The organism is Streptococcus oralis (assembly GCF_024399415.1).
Lineage (GTDB): Bacteria > Bacillota > Bacilli > Lactobacillales > Streptococcaceae > Streptococcus > Streptococcus oralis_CS.
Genome location: NZ_CP029257.1, coordinates 705,210 through 728,874, shown reverse-complemented (window position 1 = coordinate 728,874; position 23,665 = coordinate 705,210). Strand labels below are relative to the sequence as shown.

The following is a 23,665-nucleotide window of genomic DNA, read 5'->3' as shown; positions in this document are numbered from 1 at the left end:
TTGGCTACTAAATGAGATTAGTCTTCTTTTCTTCGTTTAGTTGCAACAAGACCTGCACCTAAAGCTAGAAGAGCTAAACCTGCTGCTAATGCAGCTTGTCCAGATTCGCTTCCAGTGTTTGGTAGGTTAGGATTTTCTGGTTCAGTTTGGTCCGTTACTACTAACTTACCATCCTTAAACTCAACCTGATTTCCACTAGCATTTACCACTGTTACAGTTCCGTCGTAGTTAACTTGGAATGTAATATCTGTTACTGCTAAGTATCCAGTTGGAGCGGCCTCTTCATGGAAAGTATATACTCCCGGAGTCAAATCAAGTACATGTGATTGTTTGGCTTTTGAAGTCCATTCAGCCACAGGATTACCTGCAACTTTTTCTCCACGGAAAATTTGGATTTTTGCACCCGCGATTTCTTCACCCGCTAGATTTACCTTGCTGAAGGTGATCTTACGTGGAAGGTCATCGTCTTTGTCGGTTACAGTTACTGTTGAGCCGTTGGTTACGACTTTGTTTTCTTCACCTTTAGAGTCTTTCTCACCAACATTTGTCACTTCCACTGTGCCGTCGTATTTGACTTGGAAAGTGATGTCCGTTACTTTGAGGTAACCAGTTGGAGCTGCTTCCTCATGGAAGGTGTAAGTGCCTGGAGCCAAGTTGAGATCTTTAGACTTACCAGCTTCTGAAGTCCAGCTTTCTACGGCTGTGCCTTCTGCCTTGTCGCCTTTATAGATCTTAATCTCTGCACCAGCGATTTCTGTTCCACCAAGGCTAACCTTGCTGAAGGTGATCTTACGTGGAAGGTCATCATCTTTATCAGTTACAGTTACAGTTGAACCGTTTGTGGCAACTTTGTTTTCTTCACCCTTAGAGTCTTTTTCTCCAACATTGGTTACTTCCACTGTGCCGTCATGTTTGACTTGGAAAGTGATGTCGGTTACTTTGAGGTAGCCTGTTGGAGCTGCTTCCTCATGGAAGGTGTAAGTGCCAGGTGCCAAGTTCAAGTCTTTAGACTTACCAGCTTCTGAAGTCCAGCTTTCTACGGCTGTACCTTCTGCCTTGTCGCCCTTGTAGATCTTGATTTGTGCACCAGCGATTTCTGTTCCACCAAGGCTAACCTTGCTGAAGGTGATCTTACGTGGAAGGTCATCGTCTTTGTCGGTTACAGTTACTGTTGAGCCGTTGGTTACGACTTTGTTTTCTTCACCTTTAGAGTCTTTCTCACCAACATTTGTCACTTCCACTGTGCCGTCGTATTTGACTTGGAAAGTGATGTCCGTTACTTTGAGGTAACCAGTTGGAGCTGCTTCCTCATGGAAGGTGTAAGTGCCTGGAGCCAAGTTGAGATCTTTAGACTTACCAGCTTCTGAAGTCCAGCTTTCTACGGCTGTGCCTTCTGCCTTGTCGCCTTTATAGATCTTAATCTCTGCACCAGCGATTTCTGTTCCACCAAGGCTAACCTTGCTGAAGGTGATCTTACGTGGAAGGTCATCGTCTTTATCGGTTACAGTTACTGTTGAACCGTTTGTGGCAACTTTGTTTTCTTCACCCTTAGAGTCTTTCTCACCAACGTTTGTCACTTCCACTGTGCCATCATGTTTGACTTGGAAAGTGATGTCCGTTACTTTGAGGTAACCAGTTGGAGCGGCTTCCTCATGGAAGGTGTAAGTACCTGGCGCCAAGTTGAGATCTTTAGACTTACCAGCTTCTGAAGTCCAGCTTTCTACGGCTGTGCCTTCTGCCTTATCGCCTTTATAGATCTTAATCTCTGCACCTGCGATTTCTGTTCCACCAAGGCTAACCTTGCTGAAGGTAATCTTACGTGGTAGGTCATCGTCTTTATCGGTTACAGTTACAGTTGAGCCGTTGGTTACGACTTTGTTTTCTTCACCTTTAGAGTCTTTTTCACCAACATTTGTCACTTCCACTGTGCCGTCAAGTTTGACTTGGAAAGTGATGTCCGTTACTTTGAGGTAACCAGTTGGAGCTGCTTCCTCATGGAAGGTGTAAGTACCTGGCGCCAAGTTGAGATCTTTAGACTTACCAGCTTCTGAAGTCCAGCTTTCTACGGCTGTGCCTTCTGCCTTATCGCCCTTGAAGATCTTGATTTGAGCACCTGCGATTTCTGTTCCACCAAGGCTAACCTTGCTGAAGGTAATCTTACGTGGTAGGTCATCGTCTTTATCGGTTACAGTTACAGTTGAACCGTTTGTGGCAACTTTGTTTTCTTCACCTTTAGAGTCTTTTTCACCAACATTTGTCACTTCCACTGTGCCGTCATGTTTGACTTGGAATGTAATATCTGTTACTGCTAAGTATCCAGTTGGGGCTGCTTCCTCATGGAAGGTGTAAGTTCCTGGAGCCAAGTTGAGATCTTTAGACTTACCAGCTTCTGAAGTCCAGCTTTCTACGGCTGTGCCTTCTGCCTTGTCGCCCTTGTAGATCTTGATTTGAGCGCCTGCGATTTCTGTTCCACCAAGGCTAACCTTGCTGAAGGTAATCTTACGTGGAAGGTCATCGTCTTTATCGGTTACAGTTACTGTTGAGCCGTTGGTTACGACTTTGTTTTCTTCACCTTTAGAGTCTTTCTCACCAACATTTGTCACTTCCACTGTGCCGTCATGTTTGACTTGGAAAGTGATGTCCGTTACTTTGAGGTAACCAGTTGGAGCTGCTTTCTCATGGAAGGTGTAAGTACCTGGAGCCAAGTTCAAGTCTTTAGACTTGCCAGCTTCAGATGTCCAGCTTTCTACAGCTGTGCCTTCTGCCTTGTCGCCCTTGTAGATCTTGATTTGAGCGCCTGCGATTTCTGTTCCACCAAGGCTAACCTTGCTGAAGGTGATCTTACGTGGAAGGTCATCATCTTTATCAGTTACAGTTACAGTTGAGCCGTTGGTTACGACCTTGTTGTCTTCACCCTTAGAGTCTTTCTCGCCGACATTGGTTACTTCTACTGTTCCGTCAGTTTTCACTTTGAAAGTAATATCCGTTACTTTGAGGTAACCAGTTGGGGCTGCTTCCTCATGGAAGGTGTAAGTACCTGGAGCCAAGTTCAAGTCTTTAGACTTACCAGCTTCTGAAGTCCAGCTTTCTACGGCTGTGCCTTCTGCCTTGTCGCCCTTGTAGATCTTGATTTGAGCGCCTGCGATTTCTGTTCCACCAAGGCTAACTTTACTGAAAGTAATGGCTTTTGGACTATCATCGTCTTTATCCGTTACTGTAACAGTTGAGCCATTAGTTACGACCTTGTTGTCTTCACCCTTAGAGTCTTTTTCACCAACGTTGGTCACTTCCACTGTGCCATCATGTTTGACTTGGAAAGTGATGTCTGTTACTTTGAGGTAACCAGTTGGAGCGGCTTCCTCATGGAAGGTGTAAGTACCTGGGGCCAAGTTGAGCTCTTTAGACTTACCAGCTTCAGATGTCCAGCTTTCTACAGCTGTGCCTTCTGCCTTGTCGCCCTTGTAGATCTTGATTTGAGCTCCTGCAATTTCTGTACCACCAAGGTTAACCTTACTAAAGGTAATCTTACGTGGACTATCGTCATCTTTATCAGTGACTTTGATTGTTGAACCATCGGTTACGACTGTATTGTCCTCGCCTTTAGCATCCTTAGTACCAACATTCGTCACTTTAACTGTTCCATCATAGTTAACTTTGAAAGTGATATCCGTTACTTTGAGGTATCCAGTTGGGGCTGCTTCCTCATGGAAGGTGTAAGTACCTGGGGCCAAACTCAATTCTTTAGACTTACCAGCTTCTGAAGTCCAGCTTTCTACAGCTGTACCTTCTGCCTTATCGCCTTTGAAGATCTTGATTTGTGCTCCTGCGATTTCAACCCCACCAAGACTAATTTTACTGAACGTGATTTTACGAGCTACATCGTCATCTTTATCAGTAACTGTCAGAGTTGAATTTTGGGCTACAACACGATTGTCTTCACCTTTAGAATCTTTTTCACCTACTTTTGTCACTTCAACAGTACCGTTAGGTTTAACTTGGAAAGTGATATCCGTTACTTTGAGGTAACCAGTTGGGGCTGCTTCCTCATGGAAAGTGTAGATGCCTGGTTCAAGATTCAGTTGCTTAGGTTGGTCAGTTGAAGTCCAGCTTTCTACGGCTGTACCTTCAGCTTTTTCGCCCTTGTAGATCTTAATCTGTGCACCAGCGATTTCATTTCCTCCAAGATTGACTTTACTGAAGGTAATAGCCTTTGGAGTTGTATCCTCTTTGTCAGTGATTGACAAAACAGAACCAGTTGTTACGACAGTATCTGTTGTACCTTTTTTGACAATTGTAATAGAACCATCAGCATTGACCGTGAAGGTAACATCATCAACATACTGATACCCATCTGGAGCATAGGACTCTGTTAGAGTATAGGTACCAGGAGCTAATTTAATCACTTTAGAAGTATTAGCTTCTGTTGTCCAGTCTGCTACAGGTGGAGCTTCTGGTCTTACACGATCTCCGCTGTAGATTTTAAGTTCGGCACCTGGGATTTCTTTCCCATTTGGATCCACCTTTTTGAAAGTAATTTCTTTTTCAGTTGGAGTCTTCGGAGGTGTCTTTTTATTTTCAATTCGACGTTCTACTGATTTGTCTGAACCAAACTCATCTGGAGAAATTTTAATATCTTCAGTTAATTTGTCATAGCCAAGAGGAGCAGTTACTTCACGAATTGTATAGTTGTCTCGCAACAATTTGCCTACACTAGCGTTACCATCAGAATCTGTTGTCAATCGTCCAACAACGGCTTGGTTACGATCACGAATCACTTCAAAAACTGCACCTTGCAGAGGTTGGCCTGCTTCGTCTACCTTATGAATTTTAATGGTGAAAACATATCCTTCTGCAACACCACCTGCAATCTGGTAGGTACGTGTGCTGGTTGATTGTTCATTCTCACTACCATTGTAGCTCATGTTGGCTACGTTCGTGATTTCCTCACCATCGACTAGATCATAATTCGCTTTAGCTCGATACTCGATCATATAACCAAAACCATTAGTATCTCCTAAAGGAAGGGTGAAACCATCACCATTCGCATTTACCACTAGTTGGTTTTTAAAGGTTTCGGTCATATCCTGAGCATTAGTCCATTTCCAGTCTCCGTTATTCCAACTCCAATCTACTTTGTAAATACGAAAAGTATCTGGTAGGAAGGTCATATTTGGAGAAGAGAAAGCATCTTTGATAGTGACATCACTGTAGTTCGCCATATTGCGGTTTACAGTAATGTTATAACGGATTACATTTTTCTCGTCATCCTTGTATTGGAAGGAACTCTTTTCAATTTTAGAGTCGTATTTCCCTGGAGGGCCGTTGTAACGGATTTTCCCTGCAAATAGAACTCTATGTCCTACAGTAATATTGACATCAATGTCTTTTTCTTCTGAAACAACATCATGGTCAACTCGAACATAGACAAAGAATTTCCCCCTAACGCCAGAATTATTCTCAACAAACTTTGTGTAAGTTAGAGTAATCGTTTTGCTAGCTGCATCTAAACGACCAGTAGCTACAAGATTGTTAGAAGCATCTCGTAATTCAATGTCTGAAGAGTTTGAAAATGTAATCTCTGATGGCAATTGAAGTGTTGTTGTATCACCTTCATGCACCGTATTATCTGGCAAAACAAAATCTGCAGTAAGACGGAATTCTTGCCAAATATCCAACCCTTGCGTTAAAGCTTCACCAGATCTGTTTTCAACACCAACACTAGTGATCACATCATTATACTCTGTCGCATGTACTTGCGTCAGAGGGGCAAATGATTGGAGAATAACTCCCAAACAAAGAATAAGGATCTGAATCCAAGATCTTATTTTCTTGTTCATTTAATCTTCCTTTCTTATAATATTCAGTTGTAAATGTACAATGTAATAGTAAACTAAATGATTGTCCCCAACTAATCACCATTCTCCTTTTTCAAGCGAAAATTATTAGCCACATCACATCCACATTTTATCATACTATGAAGAAAAAGGCTAGAACTATCAAGCAAATTTTTATAAAAAATATCCAATTTTTTCTTACCGATTGAAATCGACTTTTTCACATCCGTATATTAACCACTTTATGCCTTTTTCTTCTCCTATCATCGAAACAGAAACTGGTATATTTTACCGCTATTTTTTAAAAAATAAGTTCATCTCGTTTTGGATACCAGATAGTGTTTTTATCATTTTGGTTATCTGATTTCACAAACGTTAAATTGCTCTTTAGAGAATACTTCTACCCATTAAAAAGACCAGGTTTCCCTGGTCTTTCTGAGATACAATTAGAAGAAATACTGATTCATTCTAGTCTTCTTTTTTACCTTTAGTGGCCACTAGACCTGCACTCAAGCCAAGAAGAGCTAAACCTGCTGCTAGAGCTGCTTGACTTTCTGCACTTCCTGTATTTGGTAACTGTTCTTCTTGAGCTTGACTAGCTTCACTTGAGGAGATTTCTTTTGTATCTGCTTTTTCTGATACTTGTGGTTTTGTAGATTCTTGAGGTACTGGTTTAGTCGTTTCAACAGCCGTACCAACTTCTACAATGCGATCTTGAGCCATGACTTTATCATAGCTTTCTTTTTCAGTTCGCTTGCCATTTTCAACTTCGATCAAGTGAACACGGATACCTTTTTGACCTTCTTGGAGAACACGAGTTTGACCTACTGGAAGCTGATCATTCTTTTGCTCCTGAACCTTGAAATCAATTGTTTCTTCTTCGATTACAAGTTCTGGTCTGTTAAGGACTAGGTTCTTCACTTCATCTTCTGGAAGGGAGGTTCCTGGTTTAGTTCCAACCAAGACGATGCGGTCTGTCGGAGTCTCTACCACTTCGCGAAGTTTTTCTTCCTTACTTCCATCAGGATTAATCACTGTAAAGATACGTTCTTTACCAACTGTTCCTTCTTGTTCTACACGAGTTTCTCCTAGATACAGCGTTGAATCCTTTTTCTCAACTGTCTTGTAGGCCAAATCGTTTTCAACAAATTCGAGTTTTGGAAGTTCTTCTTGTTCACCAGCAACTGTCTTCTCAGAAATTGGTTTTTCCTTGGTCAACTGGATACGGTATTCCTTGACTTGTTTTCCACTTTCTGAAACAAGACGAACAAGTACTGGAAGGCTATCGTCTCCGCTATCTACAACTGTTGAAGCAACTTGGTCTGTTTCCTCAACTGAAACTTTTGGACGTTGTCCGCTATAAGTTACTTGATAGTCTTGACGGTTTTCAGCGAAATCAGGAAGTTCTTTTCCATCTACAAGAATCTTCGATTGAGTGCTTTCTTGAGGCAATTCGCTTGGAGCAAGGAAGGTCATCTCAATTATCGCAACACCCTTCTTATCCGCTTTGCGCTCCATACGCCATCTCATGGCTTTGGCTTTCACAGCTTTAAAGGTAACGTTAATTTCATCACCGGCTTCAATGTCTTTATCCGCACGATAAGGAACAGCTTCCCAATTTTCTGGATTGTTGAATGGATGGTCTGCGTCGTAGGCTTGGTAGTTTGAATAGTAGGTTGGCACTTCAAACTCTGGACCGACATAGCGTTCTAAAACGAGTTTAGATGGTGAATCCGTACCACTATCTGCAAAGAAGTGAAGTTTAGCTTGAGCAACAGTCCGTTCTACAATCTTACCATTTTCACGGAAGATCACACCCGCTGATACTTCTGGATTAGAAGATGGTGTTGAAGACCAGTTTGTCCAACGACGATTTTCAGAATGATCTCTATCATTGATATAGTCAACACGGTCATGAGAACTGTCGTCAATATCATTAGTTGCTGAGGCAAAGGCTTGGTTACTATTTTCATCATAGTCAGGGTTGTCTGAGAGGGCCTCACCAAGTTTGTCTGTCACTCGTACAGAGAATTCCGCAACGAGGTCGCTACCAAGGACACGGCCTCGAACAGTAAATTGACCTGCTTTTGTCAGATTTTCTGCTGGAACTTCTTCCCATTCAACTGCCAAGTCTTTTGTTTCGTAGCCGTCTTTACCTGTGAAGTAAACCGGAACCTTCGTTGGCAATTCAAGTGGTTGACCTACTTGTACCAAACGTGCTTGTTTGACCGCGACAACTGGTTTACGAGAGAGCAAATCTTTATTGCTTGTAAAGTGTAGACGGTATTCTCCTAGGATGTCACCATTTTCAGCTTTCGCGATGACACGGACTGGCTCACCTTCACGAACACTTGGAACTACGGTAGCGAGACCATTGTTGCTAACACTTGCTGTTACTGCAGGAACTTTTCCATCTACAGACTCAAGGTAGTAGTCTGTCAAATCAGGGTTGAAGTTTGCTAAGTCTTTACCGTCAACTTGGATTCTCGTTTGTCCTTGTTTAGCTGCCGCAACTTGTTTCGCAAAAATTTGTACTTCTGTGATAGACGTTCCTTTCTTGCTATCAAGTCGAACCATACGAATGCGAACCGCATAGGTTTCAACCTTGTCAAAGCTGAAATGATTCATTTCTCCAGCTTTTAATTGAGCTGGTGCTTTGAGATTGCTTACCTCTTTCCAGTTTGCAGGATCATTAAAGGCATGGTTTTCCTCACCTACAAAGCTAGGGTTTTTAGGGGCTGTTGGAACGGTCTTACCGACATAATATTCAATCACATAAGACTTCGGTACACCAACTCCGTGGTCTTCGTGGAATCCGACACTTAGATTATCAACTGAACGTTTGCTCAAAATACCTGAATCTCCGAATAGGACACCAACTGAAGCTTCTGGATTAGTACGGTTCCAGTTTGTCCAACGATTAGCTGGGCGGTCATTAAAGGAAATCAATTTATCGTTGACGTTTGAAACAGGATCAGTTGGATTTGAGTCTGAAGCAAAGGCCAGTGGCAATTCTGATCCGGTCCATTGGTCAGAAATGTTTGCTCCCTTCTCAGTTTGAGCAGATACGCGAACATGAAGTTTAGTTGTTAATTGCGTACCTTCTAGGCGACCATTAACTGTAAAGACACCTTCCTTGGCGTATTGGTCTGGACGAATCGCATCCCAAGTAACTTTAGCTGATGAAACGTGGCCATTTGAATCGTAGGTACGAACGCTTTCTGGTAATTGTGGTGCTTCTGCAATTGGAGTTGTCACACTGACTTCTTCAACTGAAACGATGCCTTCTACAGATACTTTAGCACGCGCTTCAAGATCCAGACCTTCAACTTTACCTAGAATTTCAAAGGTTTGATAGTGGTCGAGTTTTTCTTTTGGAATGGCTTGCCAAGTGACTTTGTGGGCTTTAGGGAAACCTTTGTCATACTCTACTGTCACTGTAGCTGGAAGGCTTGGTTCTTGATGTAAATCTGTGACTACATTTACTGGACGGATAGATTGGGCTACTTTTTTCTCAGTATTGGCCTGGATCGTGAGATCGATTTGACCTGTAGCCCCTCATATTCTGCTTTGAGAGAGACTGTTCCTGGCTTATGCAACTCAAGCATTCCTTTACGAACCGCGACTTCCCCTTCACCACTTGTAGAGAAGGCCACTTTATCTGCTGGTAAAACTGCTTGTGTTCCGTCTTGATAGTGTGCAAGGACAGACAATTTCACTGTTTGGTCTTCTTTAAGACCGTCAGCTTGCTCTACTTGTAAGCTCAAGTGGTCAATTTTTGGTGCTTCTTCAAGGAATTGAATTGCATATGTTTGAAGAGGTCCACCATCTTTTGGTTGAACATAGATGCTTGCACGCATGCCGTTTGCTGCACTTGCTTGGACTACAGTAACATCCGCATTTTCAGCACTTGCTACAACTTCTGGCAAGGATGCACCGTAAGCAAGAGTTCGATATTGCATTGGATTTTGAGTAGTAAGACCAGTGACAGATTCGCCACCAACAGTTACAGTTGGTACTGCAGGAGCCGCAGGATTACCTTCTTCTACCACAAGGGTAGCGTGAATAGTCTCACCACCCAGTTGACCAGTCATTTGAATACGTGATCCTGCAACTGACAGTTTAGCTTTATCTGCTTCCGAAATCTCCCACTTATCAACTTCGTATTCTTGTACGCTTCCATCCGTAACAGCAATAGAAACGTATTTGTCAACAGCGCTCAAGTCTGTTCCTGGAGCAACACGCTTAACAGTTGGAAGCTCATTTGCGATTGCTAGAATTTCGACACGGGCCTCAACTTCGCGTCCGTCTGCCATACCTTTAACAGTCACAACTCCTGCTTGGCTCACATCAACTGAAGACCAAGTTACTGGACGTTTTTCACGACTGCCATCACTGTAGATAAAACCGACTGTCTTCGGCATTTTTGGCTCTTTCTCAATAACAGTACGTACTTTTGGTACTTCTGTTCCGAGAACGGTCTTTTCTTGGTCTTCTTTTTTACCAGTAAAGACCGTTACTTGACCAGATTTCAAGAGATCTGAATGGGCTGTTAGAGTGAATTTACCTGCTTGCTCAGTTGATTTAACAATGGCAACCCCTTTACCGTTAAAGGCTCTGCGGATCCAAGAACCATCAGGTTGTGCCTTGTAGCGTTCACGGCTGGCTTGTTCCCCATTATCAACACCAACCAGTTGACCTTGTCCATGCAATTGGAAACGAACCAAATTATTGGCAGTTGGTACCACATTTCCTTCACTATCTACGATTTCGTAGTAGATGTAGGTCAAGTCTTTTCCATCTGCTGCGATTGCGTGTTCTTCCTTGATGAGACGAACACCTGCTGGTTGACCTGCCGTCGTGATCTTGTCACGTGCAATTTCTTTTCCAGCTTCATCGCGAGCTACAGCTTCTAAAGTACCTGGTTGGTACGCAACCTTCCATTCAAGATAGAGTTCCTTAGCATTGGCACCTTCTTGGTAAGTGCGGCCATCACTGGTTTGTTTCTTGTTGAACTTCTTAACTCCAAGAGATTGACCATTTAAGAACAATTCTACACTTGCAGCGTTTGAGTAAGCTCGAACTGGGATTTTCCGTCTGAATCTTCAACTTTCGATGCCAATTCTCTATTTTCCCAGTTCCAGTGAGGAAGAAGGTGTACCATCGTTTTCTTCTTGGCAGAAACCCATTGGCTTTGGTAGAGATAAAAGTCATGTTTTGGAATACCTGCTGTATCTACGATACCAAAGTAAGAGCTCTTAACGGGAGTTTGGTTTTGGTTGTGCCATGGTGTAGGTTCACCGATATAGTCCGTACCTGTCCAGATAAACTGTCCAGCATAGCCAGCGTTGTCACGGTCAAAGGTCCATGAATCTGTTGCCGTTTTACCCCAGCCAACTCGGTCATTACCATAGTCAGACTGTTCGTAATGGCGCTCAGGTCCGTTACTATGTTTCAATTCCTGTTCAGGGCGATAGTAACTTCCACGTGTACGGGTAGCTGAAGATGTTTCAGAACCATAAATCAACCAGTTTGGATGTTTCGCACGAAGTTTCTTGTAGTTGTCTTCTGAATAGTTGAAACCAACTGCATCCAGTTCATTAGCAATTTTCTCATGATCACCGCTACCATCACCAAAGCGGAACTTATCTGCTCCCATGGTAACATAACGTGTAGTATCAACATCTTTAATCACTTTTACTAAGCGTTTAACCGTTGCAAGAGAGTGAGCCTTTCCATCTGCTTCACCGATTTCATTCCCTATAGACCACATGAAGACAGCTGGGTTGTTTTTATCTCTTTCGACCATGGTACGAAGATCATAGTCAGACCATTTTTCACCTTTCTAGCTTCTGGGTGAGTAGCGTCTTTTTCAAAGAAACGTCCGTAGTCATAAGGTTTCTTACCACCATACCAAGTATCAAAGGCCTCTTCCTGAACCAGCAACCAAGTTCTGCTGCGATTTGCAAAGTCTGTGGACTTGCAGGGTTATGAGTTGTACGGATGGCGTTAACGCCCATCTCCTTCATTTGTTTGAGACGACGGTATTCTGCCTTATAGTTTTCTTCTGCTCCAAGCGCTCCGTGGTCATGGTGCAAGGAAACACCATGGAATTTAATGCGTTCACCATTCAAGAGAAACCTTCATTTGGAGTCCAATGATAGTAACGGTAACCAAACAGATCCTTCTTAGCATCCACCAATTGACCATCACGGTAAACACGCGTAATCAATTCGTACAAGGCTGGTTTGTCATTTAAAACTGTCCAGAGTTTTGGTTGTTCAACTTCTAAAATCGCATCAAGACTTGTTGATTCATGTGCTTTCAAGGTACGACTCGCTGTACGAACCAAACCCGTTACAGCCTGACCACCACGTTCAACGATTTGATACTCTGCTACAAGTTCATGGTCTTTATCGTCTGTATTAACGATTTTGCTGGTCACATGCGTTTCAACCTTGCCATGTTGCTGTTGTTCTAGCTTTGGTGTTAAGATGGTTGTACCATTTTTCTCAACATGAACCTTATCTGTCATTTGCAAGGTCACATCACGGTAGATACCGCTACCTGAATACCAACGGCTACTTGGTTGTTTGTTAATTGCATGGACAGCAATCACATTCTCACGACCATCTTTGTGGAGGTATTTGGTAATATCGTATGAGAACTGGTTATAACCGTTTGGATAATGTCCCACTAACTGGCCATTGACAAAGACTTGAGAATCCATGTAGACACCATCAAAGGTCAAACGAACATTCTTCTTGAGATCTTTTTCATCAAGTTTAAAAGTCTTACGATACCAAGCTTCACCACCATTGAGCTGTCCACCTTCGTTTTGGGCAGGTGACTGATGGTCAAAATCGTTAAAGATACTCCAGTCGTGTGGGAGATCCAATTTTTGCCATGTTGATACATCTGCATCTGATTTCACAGCTTCTTTAGGATTCGCATTGAGTTTAAAGTGCCAATTTTGATTAAAATTCACTTTTCTATCTTCAATCATTTGATTCACTTCTTCATTTGTCGCAGCTTTCAAATCTTCCTTGACAGGCTTTTCTTGACTTGAAGCTTGAGATTCTACCTTTGGAGCTGTTTCTTCAGGCTTTAGAGATGCTTTCTCCTCTTTTGGAGCTACAGGTTCCTCTTCTTTCACCTCTGGTTTGCTTGCTTCAATTGGAGTGGCTTGACTTTGATCGACACTTGCAGCATCCTTGTGCTCTGCTACAGCTTGATTTTCTTTTTCCTCCACTGCCGGACTTTCCTCTTTTGCTTGTTCCACAGTGTGAGTAATCGGAGTTTCATCTGCGAAAACTGGTGATTCTCCAATGACACTTCCTCCAAATAGAACCGCACAGGTTCCAATCATGACAGAGCAAGCTCCTACAGCAAACTTCCGAATACTGTAGACTCTTTTACGATTCCAAAAGCCTTTTTCCATAAAACCCTCCTTTAGTAACCGCTTCCATTTCTTTGTAAGCGCATTACTTTTTCATAGCCTTTTATCCTTATTTTATAAAACAATATAGGAAATTACAATACCCTAAACACAAAAAATCATATTTTTGATTGTTTTTTCTAAAATTTGTAGAAGATTCAAAAAATGTGAATGTAGATTTAGAACAAAAACAAACAAATTTTTGACACTCAGTTCAATATTATAAAAAAAGTTCCTTTTGTAAGGAACTCCTTCTACTTATAATTAAAGATTCCCCCTGCCAACTTATCGGCCAGCTTGGGAAAAAGGGTATAAAACTTATGGGCTAGGTTCAACAAAACTGGGAGATTGAGTTCCCGTTTGTTTTTTCCTATGATTTTGACAATCTTTCTAGCGACTGCATCTGGTTCTAAGAGAAATCGGTCAACCGACTTGAGGTAGCTCCCATCTGGGTCAGCCTGGTCAAAAAATCCTGTTCGGATTGGTCCTGGATTGACTGTTGTTACATAAATACCATAGGTCATCAGTTCGAGGCGCAAAGCGTTTGAAAATCCAATAGCCGCAAACTTGGTCGCTGAGTAAAGACTGGACTTGCTAGTCGCTATCAAACCTGCCATGCTGACGATGTTGATGATATGCCCTTTTCGGTTCTCCTTCATTCGCGCCGCAAGGCGACGAGAAAGGTTCATCAGGGCAAAGGTATTGACCTCAAACATCTTGTGAATGTTTTGATCAGGGATCCGGTCGAAATCTTCAAAAATTCCATATCCAGCATTGTTAATCAAGACATCAATCTTGCCGTAACGGAGATAGAGGTCAGCTACCAGAGCTTCTAGGGCTGAGTCATCAGTAATATCGATTTCAATTAATTCCACATGAGGATGATTTCCATATAGTTGGGCTAGTTTTTCCTTGTTTCTACCTAGCAAGATGAGTTGGTCATTTGGCAAGAGTTTGACCATTTCTTGGGCTAAGCCACCGCTTGCTCCAGTGATGATGATGGTGCGCATCTCTATTCCTTTCAAAGTTTTGGTCAATTAATGAAATCTTTTTCCAGCTAAATAATGAGCATAAGCTTGGTCAATGACAGGAGCAAACAGATGATAATCCTCCCAGCTGCCTAAAAATTCTAAAGGCAAGTCATACAAGTCATTGACTACAAATTCGGAATAATCATCCATATACTGATGTTCATAATAGTCATTTACAAAAGCCTGAAAATCCTTTGTAATATCCATTGTTCCCAGTTTACCATCGCACCAGTCTAAAAGATAATCAACACCCAAAGTTTGCTCATTTTTTACACTTTGGAATACCGTTTCTTCATCAGGAGACATCATTTCTTTGGCATCATGCTGGATGAGCCAAGTAACGAAAAAACCGATATGATTCGCAGCCCAACGATAAATCTCCCGATAATCTTTTTGAGTTAACTCTTCTTTTTGTAATGAATAGCTGTGCAAGTAGTTGGTTAAGGCATTCTCAAAATACCAATCCGCTTTATCCAATAAACGATTTTCAACAGTCATCTTATTTCCCTCTCAACGAACTATAACATTATAACTCAACCTCTTCCAGATCTTTGACGACATGGACATTTTCAAAAACAGTTGCTGCATCTTTCTTGAGCTGACTGATATCTTTTGAGAGGAAACGTGCACTGATATGATTGAGCAAGAGGCGTTTAGCACCGGCTTCTGCTGCTACTTGCGCTGCCTGCATATTGGTTGAGTGACCGTGGTTGCGGGCAATCTTCTCATCGCCCTTTCCATAAGTGGACTCATGGACAAGGACATCGGCATTGACAGCCAGACGCACACTGGCATTGGTTTTTCGGGTATCACCCAGAATGGTGATAATCTTACCTGGACGTGGCGCTGAGATATAGTCAGCAGCCTTGATTTCAGTTCCGTCTTCTAGAACAACGTCCTGACCGTTTTTGATTTTTCCAAAAAGCGGGCCGAACGGGACACCAGTAGCCTTGAGTTTCTCAGCATCCAAGGTACCTTCTAAGTCCTTTTGCATGACACGATAGCCAACACAGAAAATAGTGTGGTCCAGCTCCTCTGCATACACAGTGAATTTATCGGTCTCAAGGATTTTCCCTAGAGAATCTTGGTCAAACTCATGAAAATGAATGCGGTAAGGCAGACGAGAGCCTGACACACGAAGGCTGGTTAAAACAAATGACTTGATTCCTTGCGGTCCATAGATGTCCAAATCCGTCTGCTCCTCATTTGCCTGAAAGGCACGGCTAGAAAGGAATCCTGGCAAGCCAAAGATATGATCTCCATGCAGGTGGGTGATAAAGATTTTGCTGACCTTCCGTGGTCGAATCGTGGTTTCCAGAATGCGATTTTGCGTTCCTTCTCCACAGTCAAAGAGCCAGACTTCGTTAATCTCGTCCAAGAGTTTCAATGCGAGACTTGAAACGTTGCGGGCTTTAGAGGGCTGACCTGCCCCTGTTCCTAAAAATTGAATATCCATTCGATACTTTCTAATTAATCAATATATAACATGGCTGTGCGATTTTCCGATCGGAAATAGCGCTTGCTAGAAAAAGCAACAGCTTCTTGCAGTAAATCCTCTTGGCTGTAGCCTTTGAGACGCTTACGGCCATCTGCTAAACTTTCCAAATCTGTCAAAGCTGTGAGATTTTCTACACTAATAACTTCCTCATCTCCGGCATCCTTCATGTAAATCTTTCCAAATTCTTCAAAGACGAGTTGATGAGGGAAAATTTGCGCAATCTCAAAGAGCAAGTCATCCGAGATTCCCTCTTCATTTTCAGAGAAAATCCGCCCCAATCCCTCACTCTCATAGCAAAATCCAAAGGATTTACCCGACAGGTTAAGGCGAATAAAGGGCTTGCTTTCTAGAGTGAAACTTGGCTCAACATTGTAGAGATTTAGTTCCTGACTGAGTTCTGCAAAGTAATCTGTCGCAGCCTGAGGACTCTTTTTCTGGTAGAGTTCAGCAAAGTAGGCATTGACTACACTCGGAGGAGGTGTGATGAGAGCCAACTGCTCTTGCTCTGTTTTGCCAGCTAGAAGCTGATCTAGATAGACCCTATCCAGACTTGTATAACCTCCATACTTTAGAGCCAAAGTTTTAATATCAGTCATAAAATTCCTCTAACCTCCATTTATTTTTCTCAGAAATATAGCCTGTAATCACTTCACCGTCATCTTGATAATCACGCTCTTCCAGAATCGCTACATTTTCTAAATCATGAATCTTGTAAGACTTTGAAAAAGGCACGCGCAGGGTAAAGACTTCAAAAATATCCTTGATCTTCTCCAAAAACAATGCTTGCAACTGCTCACGACTATCCTCAGACTTGGCAGAAATGAGGGCATACGGCGTTTGAGTAGGCGTGAAATCCTCCACCAAATCCGCTTTATTATAAAGAGTCAGGCGAGGAATATCCTCCATATCCAAGTCTTTCATGATAGACAGAACCGTTTTTTCATGTTCCTCGTGATAAGGATTGCTGGCATCGATGACATGAACCAGAAGGTCTACATGTTTACTTTCTTCTAAGGTTGACTTGAAACTGGACACCAATTCTGTTGGCAAATCCTGGATAAAGCCAACCGTATCAGTCAATGTAACCTGAAGATTGCCCCCTAGATGGATGCTCTTTGTCGTCGCATCCAGGGTCGCAAACAGCTCGTCTGCTTCATACTGGGTCTTACTGGTCAAGGTGTTCATGATGGTTGATTTCCCAGCATTGGTGTAACCAATCAAACCGATTTTAAAGGTACTTGACTCCAAGCGTTTTTCTCTGACAGTCGCTCGATTTTTCTCAACCACCTTGAGCTGGCGCTCGATATCTGTGATTTGATTGCGAACGCTACGACGGTTCAGTTCCAGCTGGCTTTCCCCTGGACCACGGGAACCAATTCCCCCTGCCTGACGGCTGAGCATAATCCCTTGACCAACCAAGCGAGGCAAGAGATATTTGAGCTGGGCTAGGTGGACTTGGAGTTTCCCTTCATGGCTTCGAGCCCGCATGGCAAAGATATCCAAAATCAACTGCATACGGTCAATCACTTTTACACCCAGGACTTCCTCTAGATTGACATTTTGCCGTGGAGTCAAGCGATTATTGACAATGACAGTAGTAATTTCTTCTGCATCCACCATTCGAGCGATTTCTTCCAACTTACCAGAACCAACGAAGGTCTTGGAGTCATACTTTTCCCGTTTTTGCCTGTAGCTATCGACTACGACTGCCCCAGCTGTCTTGGCTAGACTGGCCAATTCTTCCATAGAGAGGTCAAAATTGTCCATGCCCTGTAATTCCACACCAATCAGCAGAACTCGCTCCTCTTTTTTCTCCGTTTCAATCATGTAAAAACTCCTCAATCTGGCTTAGAATGCGCTCCTTCACACCAGACTCTCCTATCTGATAAAAGGTCACCTGCATGCGATTACGGAACCAGGTCAACTGACGCTTAGCAAAACGGCGGGTCGCCTGTTTGAGACTCTCGCTTGCTTCCTCAAGAGTTTGCTCTCCTCGAAAATAAGGGAAGAGTTCCTTGTAGCCAATGCCTTTAGCAGCCTGCACATCTGGATAATAGTCAAAAAGCCACTTAGCCTCATCCAAAAGTCCAGCCTCAAACATCAGATCTACTCGACGGTTGATACGTTCATAAAGCTGACTGCGTTCATCATCCAAGCAAATAATCAAAGCTTTATAAGGACTTTCCTGATTTTCCAAATCCTGACCAAAATGGGCAATTTCCAAGGCACGCATGGCACGACGACGATTAAACTGGGGAATTTCAAGACCTGCTTGCTCCACAAGATGGGCTAATTCCTCATCTGAATAAGGCTCCAAACTAGCCCGATAAGCTACAATCTCCTCATGAGGTGTTTCCCCACCTAGATGATAGCCTTCAAGCAAGCTCTGGATATAAAGTCCAGTTCCACCAGCGATAATGGCTAGCTTGCCACGGCTTTGAATATCCTCAATAGCCTTCTTAGCTTCTGAAACAAAATCAAAAGCCGAGTAAGACTCGGTCACCTCTCTGACATCAATCAAATGATGAGGAACAGCTGCTTGCTCCTCTGGGCTAGCCTTGGCCGTCCCAATATTCAACCCTCTGTATACTTGCTGACTGTCACCACTGACCACCTCTCCACCAAAGCGCTTGGCTACTTCAATAGCAAGGGCTGTCTTCCCAACAGCGGTCGGTCCAACAATCACAATTATTTTTGTTTTCATCTTTTTTCCTTGAAAAATTTCCATTTTTTCGTTACTATTATTATATCACAAAAAGGTCAGTCAGAAAAATGCTACCACTTGGGGAGCCTGGCTGATCGGGAAGATAAAGGAGGAAGACTCATGGCTAAAGGATTCGCTAAAGGTCTTGTAACAGGTGTCGCAGGAACTGTCGCTGCTGTTGCAGGTGCAGTATACGCAATTAAAAAGAAAGTGATTGAGCCAGAAGAGCAAAAAGCAGCTTTCATCGAAGAAAACCGCAAAAAAGCAGCTCGCCGCCGCGTATCACATTAAGCAACAAAAGAAGTTGGGGATAAACTTAATTTGAGGAGAATGCCCAATAAATATTTCCACAATAAAACACATAGTATCAGGTATTCAAAAAACTGATACTATGTGTTTTTTGATTTCGACGACTTTTAACCCATACTTTATAATTAAAAAGTAGAAATCGAATTGATAAATAAAGTATGAATCTATATTACGAAAGTTAGACAGAAAATTTCATGATTGAGGTGTAAATTAAATATGTTTGCTACTATTCTTTACTTATATTATTCATAAAAAGGCAATATTGAATCTATTAAATTTACAATATCAGATTTTGTAATAACGTATATATACACAATGATGTTAACTGTCATCCAAATGCAAACAATTCGCGTACTAATAATTTTACAAATGAACGAGACATACTTTCCTCTTTTTATTGATTGTCACTGAGACAAATTAATTACTTTGTCGTATTGTGCAAGTGTCTCCTCATCATAATGGTGGATTACCTCAACCAAGGTTTGTGGAAGGGTTAATAAGATATTTGAAATTTGTTTTGAATTCACTTTATCAAGATTGGCTTTAACCTCGTCTGCCAAAATCAGATCACTATTATGATACAAACTGCGAGCGATTTCTATACGTTGCTTTTCCCCACCAGAAAGATGATTTCCATAAAGAAGATGTCCCTTTAAAAATTCTAGATTTACTCGATTAAGAATCAGGTCCATCTTTATATTATCCATCGACTCTCCAAGGGTAATATTCTCCTCAAGTGATAAACCATCAAAAATATAGGAATCTTGTAAAATATAAGAAGCTGATTTGGCAACTTGCTCTTGATTTAAGATCTGACCAGCATAAGTCACCTTCCCCAAATCTGGAGATAGTTGCCCATAGATGAGGTTAAGTAAGGTTGACTTACCACAACCACTTGCACCTATTAGAGCAATTTTTTCTCCTTTTTTAATTTCAAATGATAGATTTTCAAAAAGTATATTATCTTCAAAACTTAAACTGACGCAATCAACTAAGATAGGAAAAAGTGATGTTGAAGACAGGTCATCTGTTTGTATAATCGCATCTTGAAGTAGAAAATCATAACGATTCCTAAGCTGCTTGCTTGATTTATAGGTATTGATAAAATATGACAATTCATTGAATTGATAGCCTATGTTATGAGATACTAGATAAATTGCAACAAAACTAGCTCCTGACAAATAATTATAATAAGTCATTATACCACCGATAATGATGGGAACTACCGAACAAAATGCGTCAATACTATTAATGAGAATATTATTAATCGTACGTTGTTGTTCATAACGAATGTCCTGATCAATTCTCTTCGACAAGGCTCTTCTGAAAAGAGAATAGAAGAAATCCATAGCACCGTAATTTTTAATCACACTCTCTCCACCAATGATATTCGTTGTCTGAGACAAGTACTCCTGATTCGACGTCGCTTTTTCCTCAGAAATAAGGGCTAATTTTTTACTACCTATACCACTACAGAGTGCAGGCATAGAGTAAAAAAAGATAAATATCCAGCCCAACCAAAAATTTGTTGTCAATGCATATACAATGGAAACTATTGTAAAACCAACTGAGGAAATAATAATGACTGCTGGTTCGAGATAAGACGTTTCTAATTGTTTGACATCGTTTTCAAGATTGGATAGGATATCCTCTTTTTTACTATTTTTATTATATAGAAAATGCTCAAACAATTTATATTTCATGATCCAAGTGAAATCTGCTACTAACTTGGCATAATAATACCTTTTCCCAGCCAATCCAATAAGAATAAATAAATTACCAATTATACCTACAGTAAGGGCTATCCATAAATCATCCAGAATCTTCTTCTCAAAACTGGCTATAATCATCGATACCAAGGTTGGTGTGATGATAGCCTCTAACCACGTAATAGCAATGAAAATAAAATAGAGCACCAAATGTTTTTTTGTGATGAACTTTTTAAGCATATCTAATGAACCTTTCAAAATTGTTAACTAATTTTGTTAAACGCTCTTTATCCTTACTCAATTCAATAATTTTATAAATACAGTATTCCATTAAATCTTGTTTTTTACACTCAATAAATTTTCCTTCTTCAGAAATAATTGATGAATAGCCATCAATCATATTTGCGACACATTCCATGCACATTCCTCTACACCAACAATCTTTACACTTAGAAAAGTTATCCTTATTATTGAATTGTGTAACTTTATCACTGCTATGGGTCCCCCAAAATCTAAAGCAAGATTTAGTTGATCCATCAACATCAAATGTTATTGTTGTTTCTGGATCAATATCAACACAAAACGATTCTATCTTACTTTTAAAAATCATTGAAAGTAGCACATCATAAACAATCGGGCTAATGTAGTTTTTAACATTATTATTGATAATATCTTCGAATGACTGATCGATAAATGTTTTTCTATTTTCTTCAGTCATTTCCATTTCTTTAACTATTAGAATTTTATTTTTGCTAAATACATTATTGATATTAAATCTAACACCCATATCAGTAAAATATCTATAGATATCCCCTTTTTGAAATCCAAGTTTTTGATGCATCCGCGTGTAAGTAGAAGCGACTTCAAAATTTTCGTAATCTATTTCTTTTAAATACTGAATAAAATTCAATGTTCGTCTATGACTTCCCTTGCCTCTTAACTTATCGTGAATCAATTGTGGGCCATCAAGGCTAACTGTTAAAAAAGGATGATAATTGTTAATCATCATTTCAACTTTCTTATTTAAGATGGTACCATTTGTCACAGTTTCAATTTTTTGAATCTCAATATTTTTAGATAGCTTTTCAATAATATAAACAAACAAATCAATATTTAAAAACGGCTCGCCTCCAAAAAGGATTAATCTCTTGATACATTGAATTCTGCGAGAGACTAGCTGATCAATAATTTTATCTGCTGTATCAATATTCATCAGTTGATTCATCATTCCGTAATTACCACCATCAGCATAGCAGTATGTACATGAAAGATTACAGTTATTTGAAATATTGATTACTACTTTTTTTAAAATATTATAATCGTTTTCTTTTTTGATATTATTATTCAAATCATCTATTGAAGTTGATAAAGTAAAGGTTTCAGAATTAAAATAAAGAGTATCAGATTCTGTAATAAATGCTTTTAACATAATTATTCCCCCTATATAACATAGAGAGGGAATAAAAATCCCTCTCACAATAAAAATAAGATAGTCGTTACCGACCTCCACCACAAGAATGACTAGGGCCGCAATCATGAATAACATAGGCTGATTTATTGGCTAGTAATTCTTCCAAATCGATAATTTTGAGATTATCCATTTTATTATCCTCCTTTATTTGATGATATGATTATATCATTCAATAGTTCAGTCAAAATTTCTTTCCCATATCTGCTTGATGACTGTCCTCCCCTAAAACTTTTTTTAAATGTCCTTCATAAATCTTTGCTAAGTGGTTACTGCCTGCTAATTTTATTGCTCCAATACATTTTTTCATTTCAATAATTGCAATCTTATTTCCGTTTTTTTGATAGCGATAAAGGTTTTGAGCATAGAGAAAAATGAGTCTTTCATAAATTTCTATCTCGATAAAAAAGCATTGTTTCAATTGTTTTTCAAAATACAAAGCATCCATAAACTTTTTCTTTTCAATACAGGTAATATAAGCATTAAGCAACATGGTTGAAATCAGGCGTCGATTAATAGGAATTTCTTTATAAAAATCTGATCGTCTAGACATTTCTCTTGCTAAAACCATAAAAACATCATGTTTTAGAACATCCAAAGTATTCATGAAAATCAACAATTCATAATATCCCCAATATTCAACACCAAATAGATAATCGGTTAAATCATTCAAATCTGTTTCATTATAGTATTTTTCTCCCGATAAATCCTGAAGACGAATTTTAACTAAAATGGTATTTATATGATGAAATTTCTCTCGTTTTCCTTCATTTTCCATTTGAGATATCAACAATCTCTTCATCCCTTCAATGTCGCGAGTCGTTACATATTTCCTAACCTGAGCTAATAGTTCATTTAGTTCATCACGATGAAAATCATGAACGGCATACATAAATTCATCAATTGGCATATTAATTTCATTTAGAATATGTATAAACTTTGAAATGGTTAAATCCGTTTCTCCTTTTTCGAAACGTGAAAGCTGAGATGTTGATATACCATCCTTCGTGAGATCCTTTAACCGCAATCCTCTTGATTCTCTAAACTTTTTAAAAATTTCTCCAAAATTTTTCATTCTGAACCTCCATCACGCATATATGGGAATATATTTTATTCACCCCAATAATAACATATAATAAAAAAAAACAAAAGTGAGGATTACACATGAAAAAACAAAAAATATTACCACTCCTACTCTTTTTACTAGAAGGAATTATTATTATCGGAGTTGGATAATCTTAATTTCTAAGGAGAGTTTTGCCTAGACTGCTCAGCGATAAGTACTGCTGAGCGCCGGCTATAGTTTGGAGGCAGGTAATGTACGTAACAGTCAGGTATTGCCTGCCCTCTTTAGCTAGATAGAAAACATCAAACTTTCTTACATTATCGCGAATTCCAGTTACAAAACTCCCATTAAACTTAAGTTCTTACTGAATTAAGACATCACTCCTATCTCTCCTTACACTCGTCCTAGCAGACAGAAGGATATGCTTAGTCCGAAAAAGTTTAACTATAGTCAGCACAATAACTCCTATACCTGTCTTAAAAAGGATTTTCGCTAGACCACTACAGTTGACGAAAAGCCTGCTTTTGCAGATTATAAATTTGAACTTTATCCTCATAAATTACAACATAAGAAAACACCTCATAAGTTAGATTTTTCTGTCTAACTTA

The 23,665-nt window shown here is 40.3% G+C and carries 17 protein-coding genes and 1 pseudogene; 1 reads left to right on the top strand and 17 read right to left on the bottom strand.

Annotated features, from left to right (window positions below; translation table 11 throughout):
• Positions 1 to 17: 17 nt before the first annotated feature.
• The 13 genes and pseudogenes from DG474_RS03580 to miaA all read right to left on the bottom strand — a co-directional run bounded on the left by DG474_RS03580 (position 18) and on the right by miaA (position 18,505).
• Positions 18 to 5,837: a SpaA isopeptide-forming pilin-related protein gene (locus tag DG474_RS03580; RefSeq protein WP_255778828.1), complete on the bottom strand. Its 5,820-nt coding sequence runs from the start codon at positions 5,835 to 5,837 to the stop codon at positions 18 to 20.
• A 465-nt stretch (positions 5,838 to 6,302) separates the two neighbouring features.
• Positions 6,303 to 9,272 carry an Ig-like domain-containing protein gene (locus tag DG474_RS09630; RefSeq protein ID WP_439794570.1) on the bottom strand — a complete coding sequence of 990 codons (2,970 nt, stop codon included), beginning with the start codon at positions 9,270 to 9,272 and terminating at the stop codon, positions 6,303 to 6,305.
• A gap of 65 nt (positions 9,273 to 9,337) precedes the next feature.
• A complete protein-coding gene (locus DG474_RS09625) occupies positions 9,338 to 10,885 on the bottom strand; it encodes a DUF4982 domain-containing protein (protein WP_439794569.1) in 1,548 nt (515 codons plus the stop codon).
• Positions 10,886 to 10,887: 2 nt separating this feature from the next.
• Positions 10,888 to 11,643 carry a glycoside hydrolase family 2 TIM barrel-domain containing protein gene (locus DG474_RS09620; protein WP_439794568.1) on the bottom strand — a complete coding sequence of 252 codons (756 nt, stop codon included), beginning with the start codon at positions 11,641 to 11,643 and terminating at the stop codon, positions 10,888 to 10,890.
• Entirely contained in the window at positions 11,595 to 11,780 is a 186-nt protein-coding gene (locus DG474_RS09615) for a hypothetical protein (protein WP_439794573.1), read from the bottom strand. The genes DG474_RS09620 and DG474_RS09615 overlap by 49 nt, the downstream gene beginning before the upstream one ends.
• Before the next feature lie 50 nt (positions 11,781 to 11,830).
• Positions 11,831 to 11,932: pseudogene (locus DG474_RS09610) on the bottom strand (hypothetical protein); the annotation flags it as partial.
• A gap of 32 nt (positions 11,933 to 11,964) precedes the next feature.
• Entirely contained in the window at positions 11,965 to 13,275 is a 1,311-nt protein-coding gene (locus DG474_RS09605; protein WP_439794567.1) for a glycoside hydrolase family 2 protein, read from the bottom strand.
• Between the two features lie 251 nt (positions 13,276 to 13,526).
• On the bottom strand, positions 13,527 to 14,282 hold the full coding sequence (locus DG474_RS03570) for an SDR family NAD(P)-dependent oxidoreductase (RefSeq protein ID WP_255778827.1): 756 nt from the start codon (positions 14,280 to 14,282) through the stop codon (positions 13,527 to 13,529).
• Between the two features lie 27 nt (positions 14,283 to 14,309).
• Positions 14,310 to 14,801, bottom strand: a complete 492-nt coding sequence (locus DG474_RS03565) for a DUF7832 domain-containing protein (protein ID WP_000215492.1) — start codon at positions 14,799 to 14,801, stop codon at positions 14,310 to 14,312.
• Between the two features lie 28 nt (positions 14,802 to 14,829).
• Positions 14,830 to 15,759 (bottom strand): ribonuclease Z, encoded by a 930-nt coding sequence (gene rnz, locus DG474_RS03560; protein WP_255778826.1) that lies wholly within the window; start codon positions 15,757 to 15,759, stop codon positions 14,830 to 14,832.
• Between the two features lie 14 nt (positions 15,760 to 15,773).
• Positions 15,774 to 16,397 carry a cystathionine beta-lyase gene (locus tag DG474_RS03555; protein WP_255778825.1) on the bottom strand — a complete coding sequence of 208 codons (624 nt, stop codon included), beginning with the start codon at positions 16,395 to 16,397 and terminating at the stop codon, positions 15,774 to 15,776.
• A complete protein-coding gene (hflX, locus tag DG474_RS03550) occupies positions 16,390 to 17,628 on the bottom strand; it encodes a GTPase HflX (RefSeq protein ID WP_255778824.1) in 1,239 nt (412 codons plus the stop codon). Before hflX ends, DG474_RS03555 begins: the two co-directional genes overlap by 8 nt.
• The gene (miaA, locus tag DG474_RS03545; RefSeq protein ID WP_255778823.1) at positions 17,621 to 18,505 is read right to left on the bottom strand and encodes a tRNA (adenosine(37)-N6)-dimethylallyltransferase MiaA; all 885 of its coding nucleotides are present in this window, start codon (positions 18,503 to 18,505) and stop codon (positions 17,621 to 17,623) included. The genes hflX and miaA overlap by 8 nt, the downstream gene beginning before the upstream one ends.
• A gap of 120 nt (positions 18,506 to 18,625) precedes the next feature.
• Between miaA and DG474_RS03540 the strand changes: the two genes are divergently transcribed.
• On the top strand, positions 18,626 to 18,796 hold the full coding sequence (locus DG474_RS03540; protein WP_001051782.1) for a DUF3042 family protein: 171 nt from the start codon (positions 18,626 to 18,628) through the stop codon (positions 18,794 to 18,796).
• Between the two features lie 422 nt (positions 18,797 to 19,218).
• On the opposite strand, the gene gggC is transcribed toward DG474_RS03540, so the two are convergent.
• The 4 genes from gggC to DG474_RS03525 all read right to left on the bottom strand — a co-directional run bounded on the left by gggC (position 19,219) and on the right by DG474_RS03525 (position 23,066).
• The gene (gene gggC, locus DG474_RS03535) at positions 19,219 to 20,763 is read right to left on the bottom strand and encodes a streptosactin export ABC transporter GggC (protein ID WP_000913380.1); all 1,545 of its coding nucleotides are present in this window, start codon (positions 20,761 to 20,763) and stop codon (positions 19,219 to 19,221) included.
• The gene (gene gggB / locus DG474_RS03530; protein ID WP_255778822.1) at positions 20,756 to 21,952 is read right to left on the bottom strand and encodes a streptosactin maturase GggB; all 1,197 of its coding nucleotides are present in this window, start codon (positions 21,950 to 21,952) and stop codon (positions 20,756 to 20,758) included. Before gggB ends, gggC begins: the two co-directional genes overlap by 8 nt.
• Before the next feature lie 67 nt (positions 21,953 to 22,019).
• Complete coding sequence (gene gggA / locus DG474_RS09600) at positions 22,020 to 22,124, bottom strand: streptosactin (protein WP_000369345.1); 105 nt, start codon at positions 22,122 to 22,124, stop codon at positions 22,020 to 22,022.
• Between the two features lie 51 nt (positions 22,125 to 22,175).
• On the bottom strand, positions 22,176 to 23,066 hold the full coding sequence (locus tag DG474_RS03525) for a helix-turn-helix domain-containing protein (RefSeq protein WP_255778821.1): 891 nt from the start codon (positions 23,064 to 23,066) through the stop codon (positions 22,176 to 22,178).
• Positions 23,067 to 23,665: the final 599 nt, after the last annotated feature.

Excerpts from the sequence above, each read along its gene's own strand:
- DG474_RS03580 (WP_255778828.1), bottom strand. The coding sequence starts at position 5,837 with ATGAACAAGAAAATAAGATCTTGGATTCAGATCCTTATTCTTTGTTTG.
- DG474_RS09620 (WP_439794568.1), bottom strand. The coding sequence starts at position 11,643 with ATGGTCGAAAGAGATAAAAACAACCCAGCTGTCTTCATGTGGTCTATA.
- DG474_RS09605 (WP_439794567.1), bottom strand. The coding sequence starts at position 13,275 with ATGGAAAAAGGCTTTTGGAATCGTAAAAGAGTCTACAGTATTCGGAAG.
- DG474_RS03570 (WP_255778827.1), bottom strand. The coding sequence starts at position 14,282 with ATGCGCACCATCATCATCACTGGAGCAAGCGGTGGCTTAGCCCAAGAA.
- DG474_RS03565 (WP_000215492.1), bottom strand. The coding sequence starts at position 14,801 with ATGACTGTTGAAAATCGTTTATTGGATAAAGCGGATTGGTATTTTGAG.
- rnz (WP_255778826.1), bottom strand. The coding sequence starts at position 15,759 with ATGGATATTCAATTTTTAGGAACAGGGGCAGGTCAGCCCTCTAAAGCC.
- DG474_RS03555 (WP_255778825.1), bottom strand. The coding sequence starts at position 16,397 with ATGACTGATATTAAAACTTTGGCTCTAAAGTATGGAGGTTATACAAGT.
- hflX (WP_255778824.1), bottom strand. The coding sequence starts at position 17,628 with ATGATTGAAACGGAGAAAAAAGAGGAGCGAGTTCTGCTGATTGGTGTG.
- miaA (WP_255778823.1), bottom strand. The coding sequence starts at position 18,505 with ATGAAAACAAAAATAATTGTGATTGTTGGACCGACCGCTGTTGGGAAG.
- DG474_RS03540 (WP_001051782.1), top strand. The coding sequence starts at position 18,626 with ATGGCTAAAGGATTCGCTAAAGGTCTTGTAACAGGTGTCGCAGGAACT.
- gggC (WP_000913380.1), bottom strand. The coding sequence starts at position 20,763 with ATGCTTAAAAAGTTCATCACAAAAAAACATTTGGTGCTCTATTTTATT.
- gggB (WP_255778822.1), bottom strand. The coding sequence starts at position 21,952 with ATGTTAAAAGCATTTATTACAGAATCTGATACTCTTTATTTTAATTCT.
- gggA (WP_000369345.1), bottom strand. The coding sequence starts at position 22,124 with ATGGATAATCTCAAAATTATCGATTTGGAAGAATTACTAGCCAATAAA.
- DG474_RS03525 (WP_255778821.1), bottom strand. The coding sequence starts at position 23,066 with ATGAAAAATTTTGGAGAAATTTTTAAAAAGTTTAGAGAATCAAGAGGA.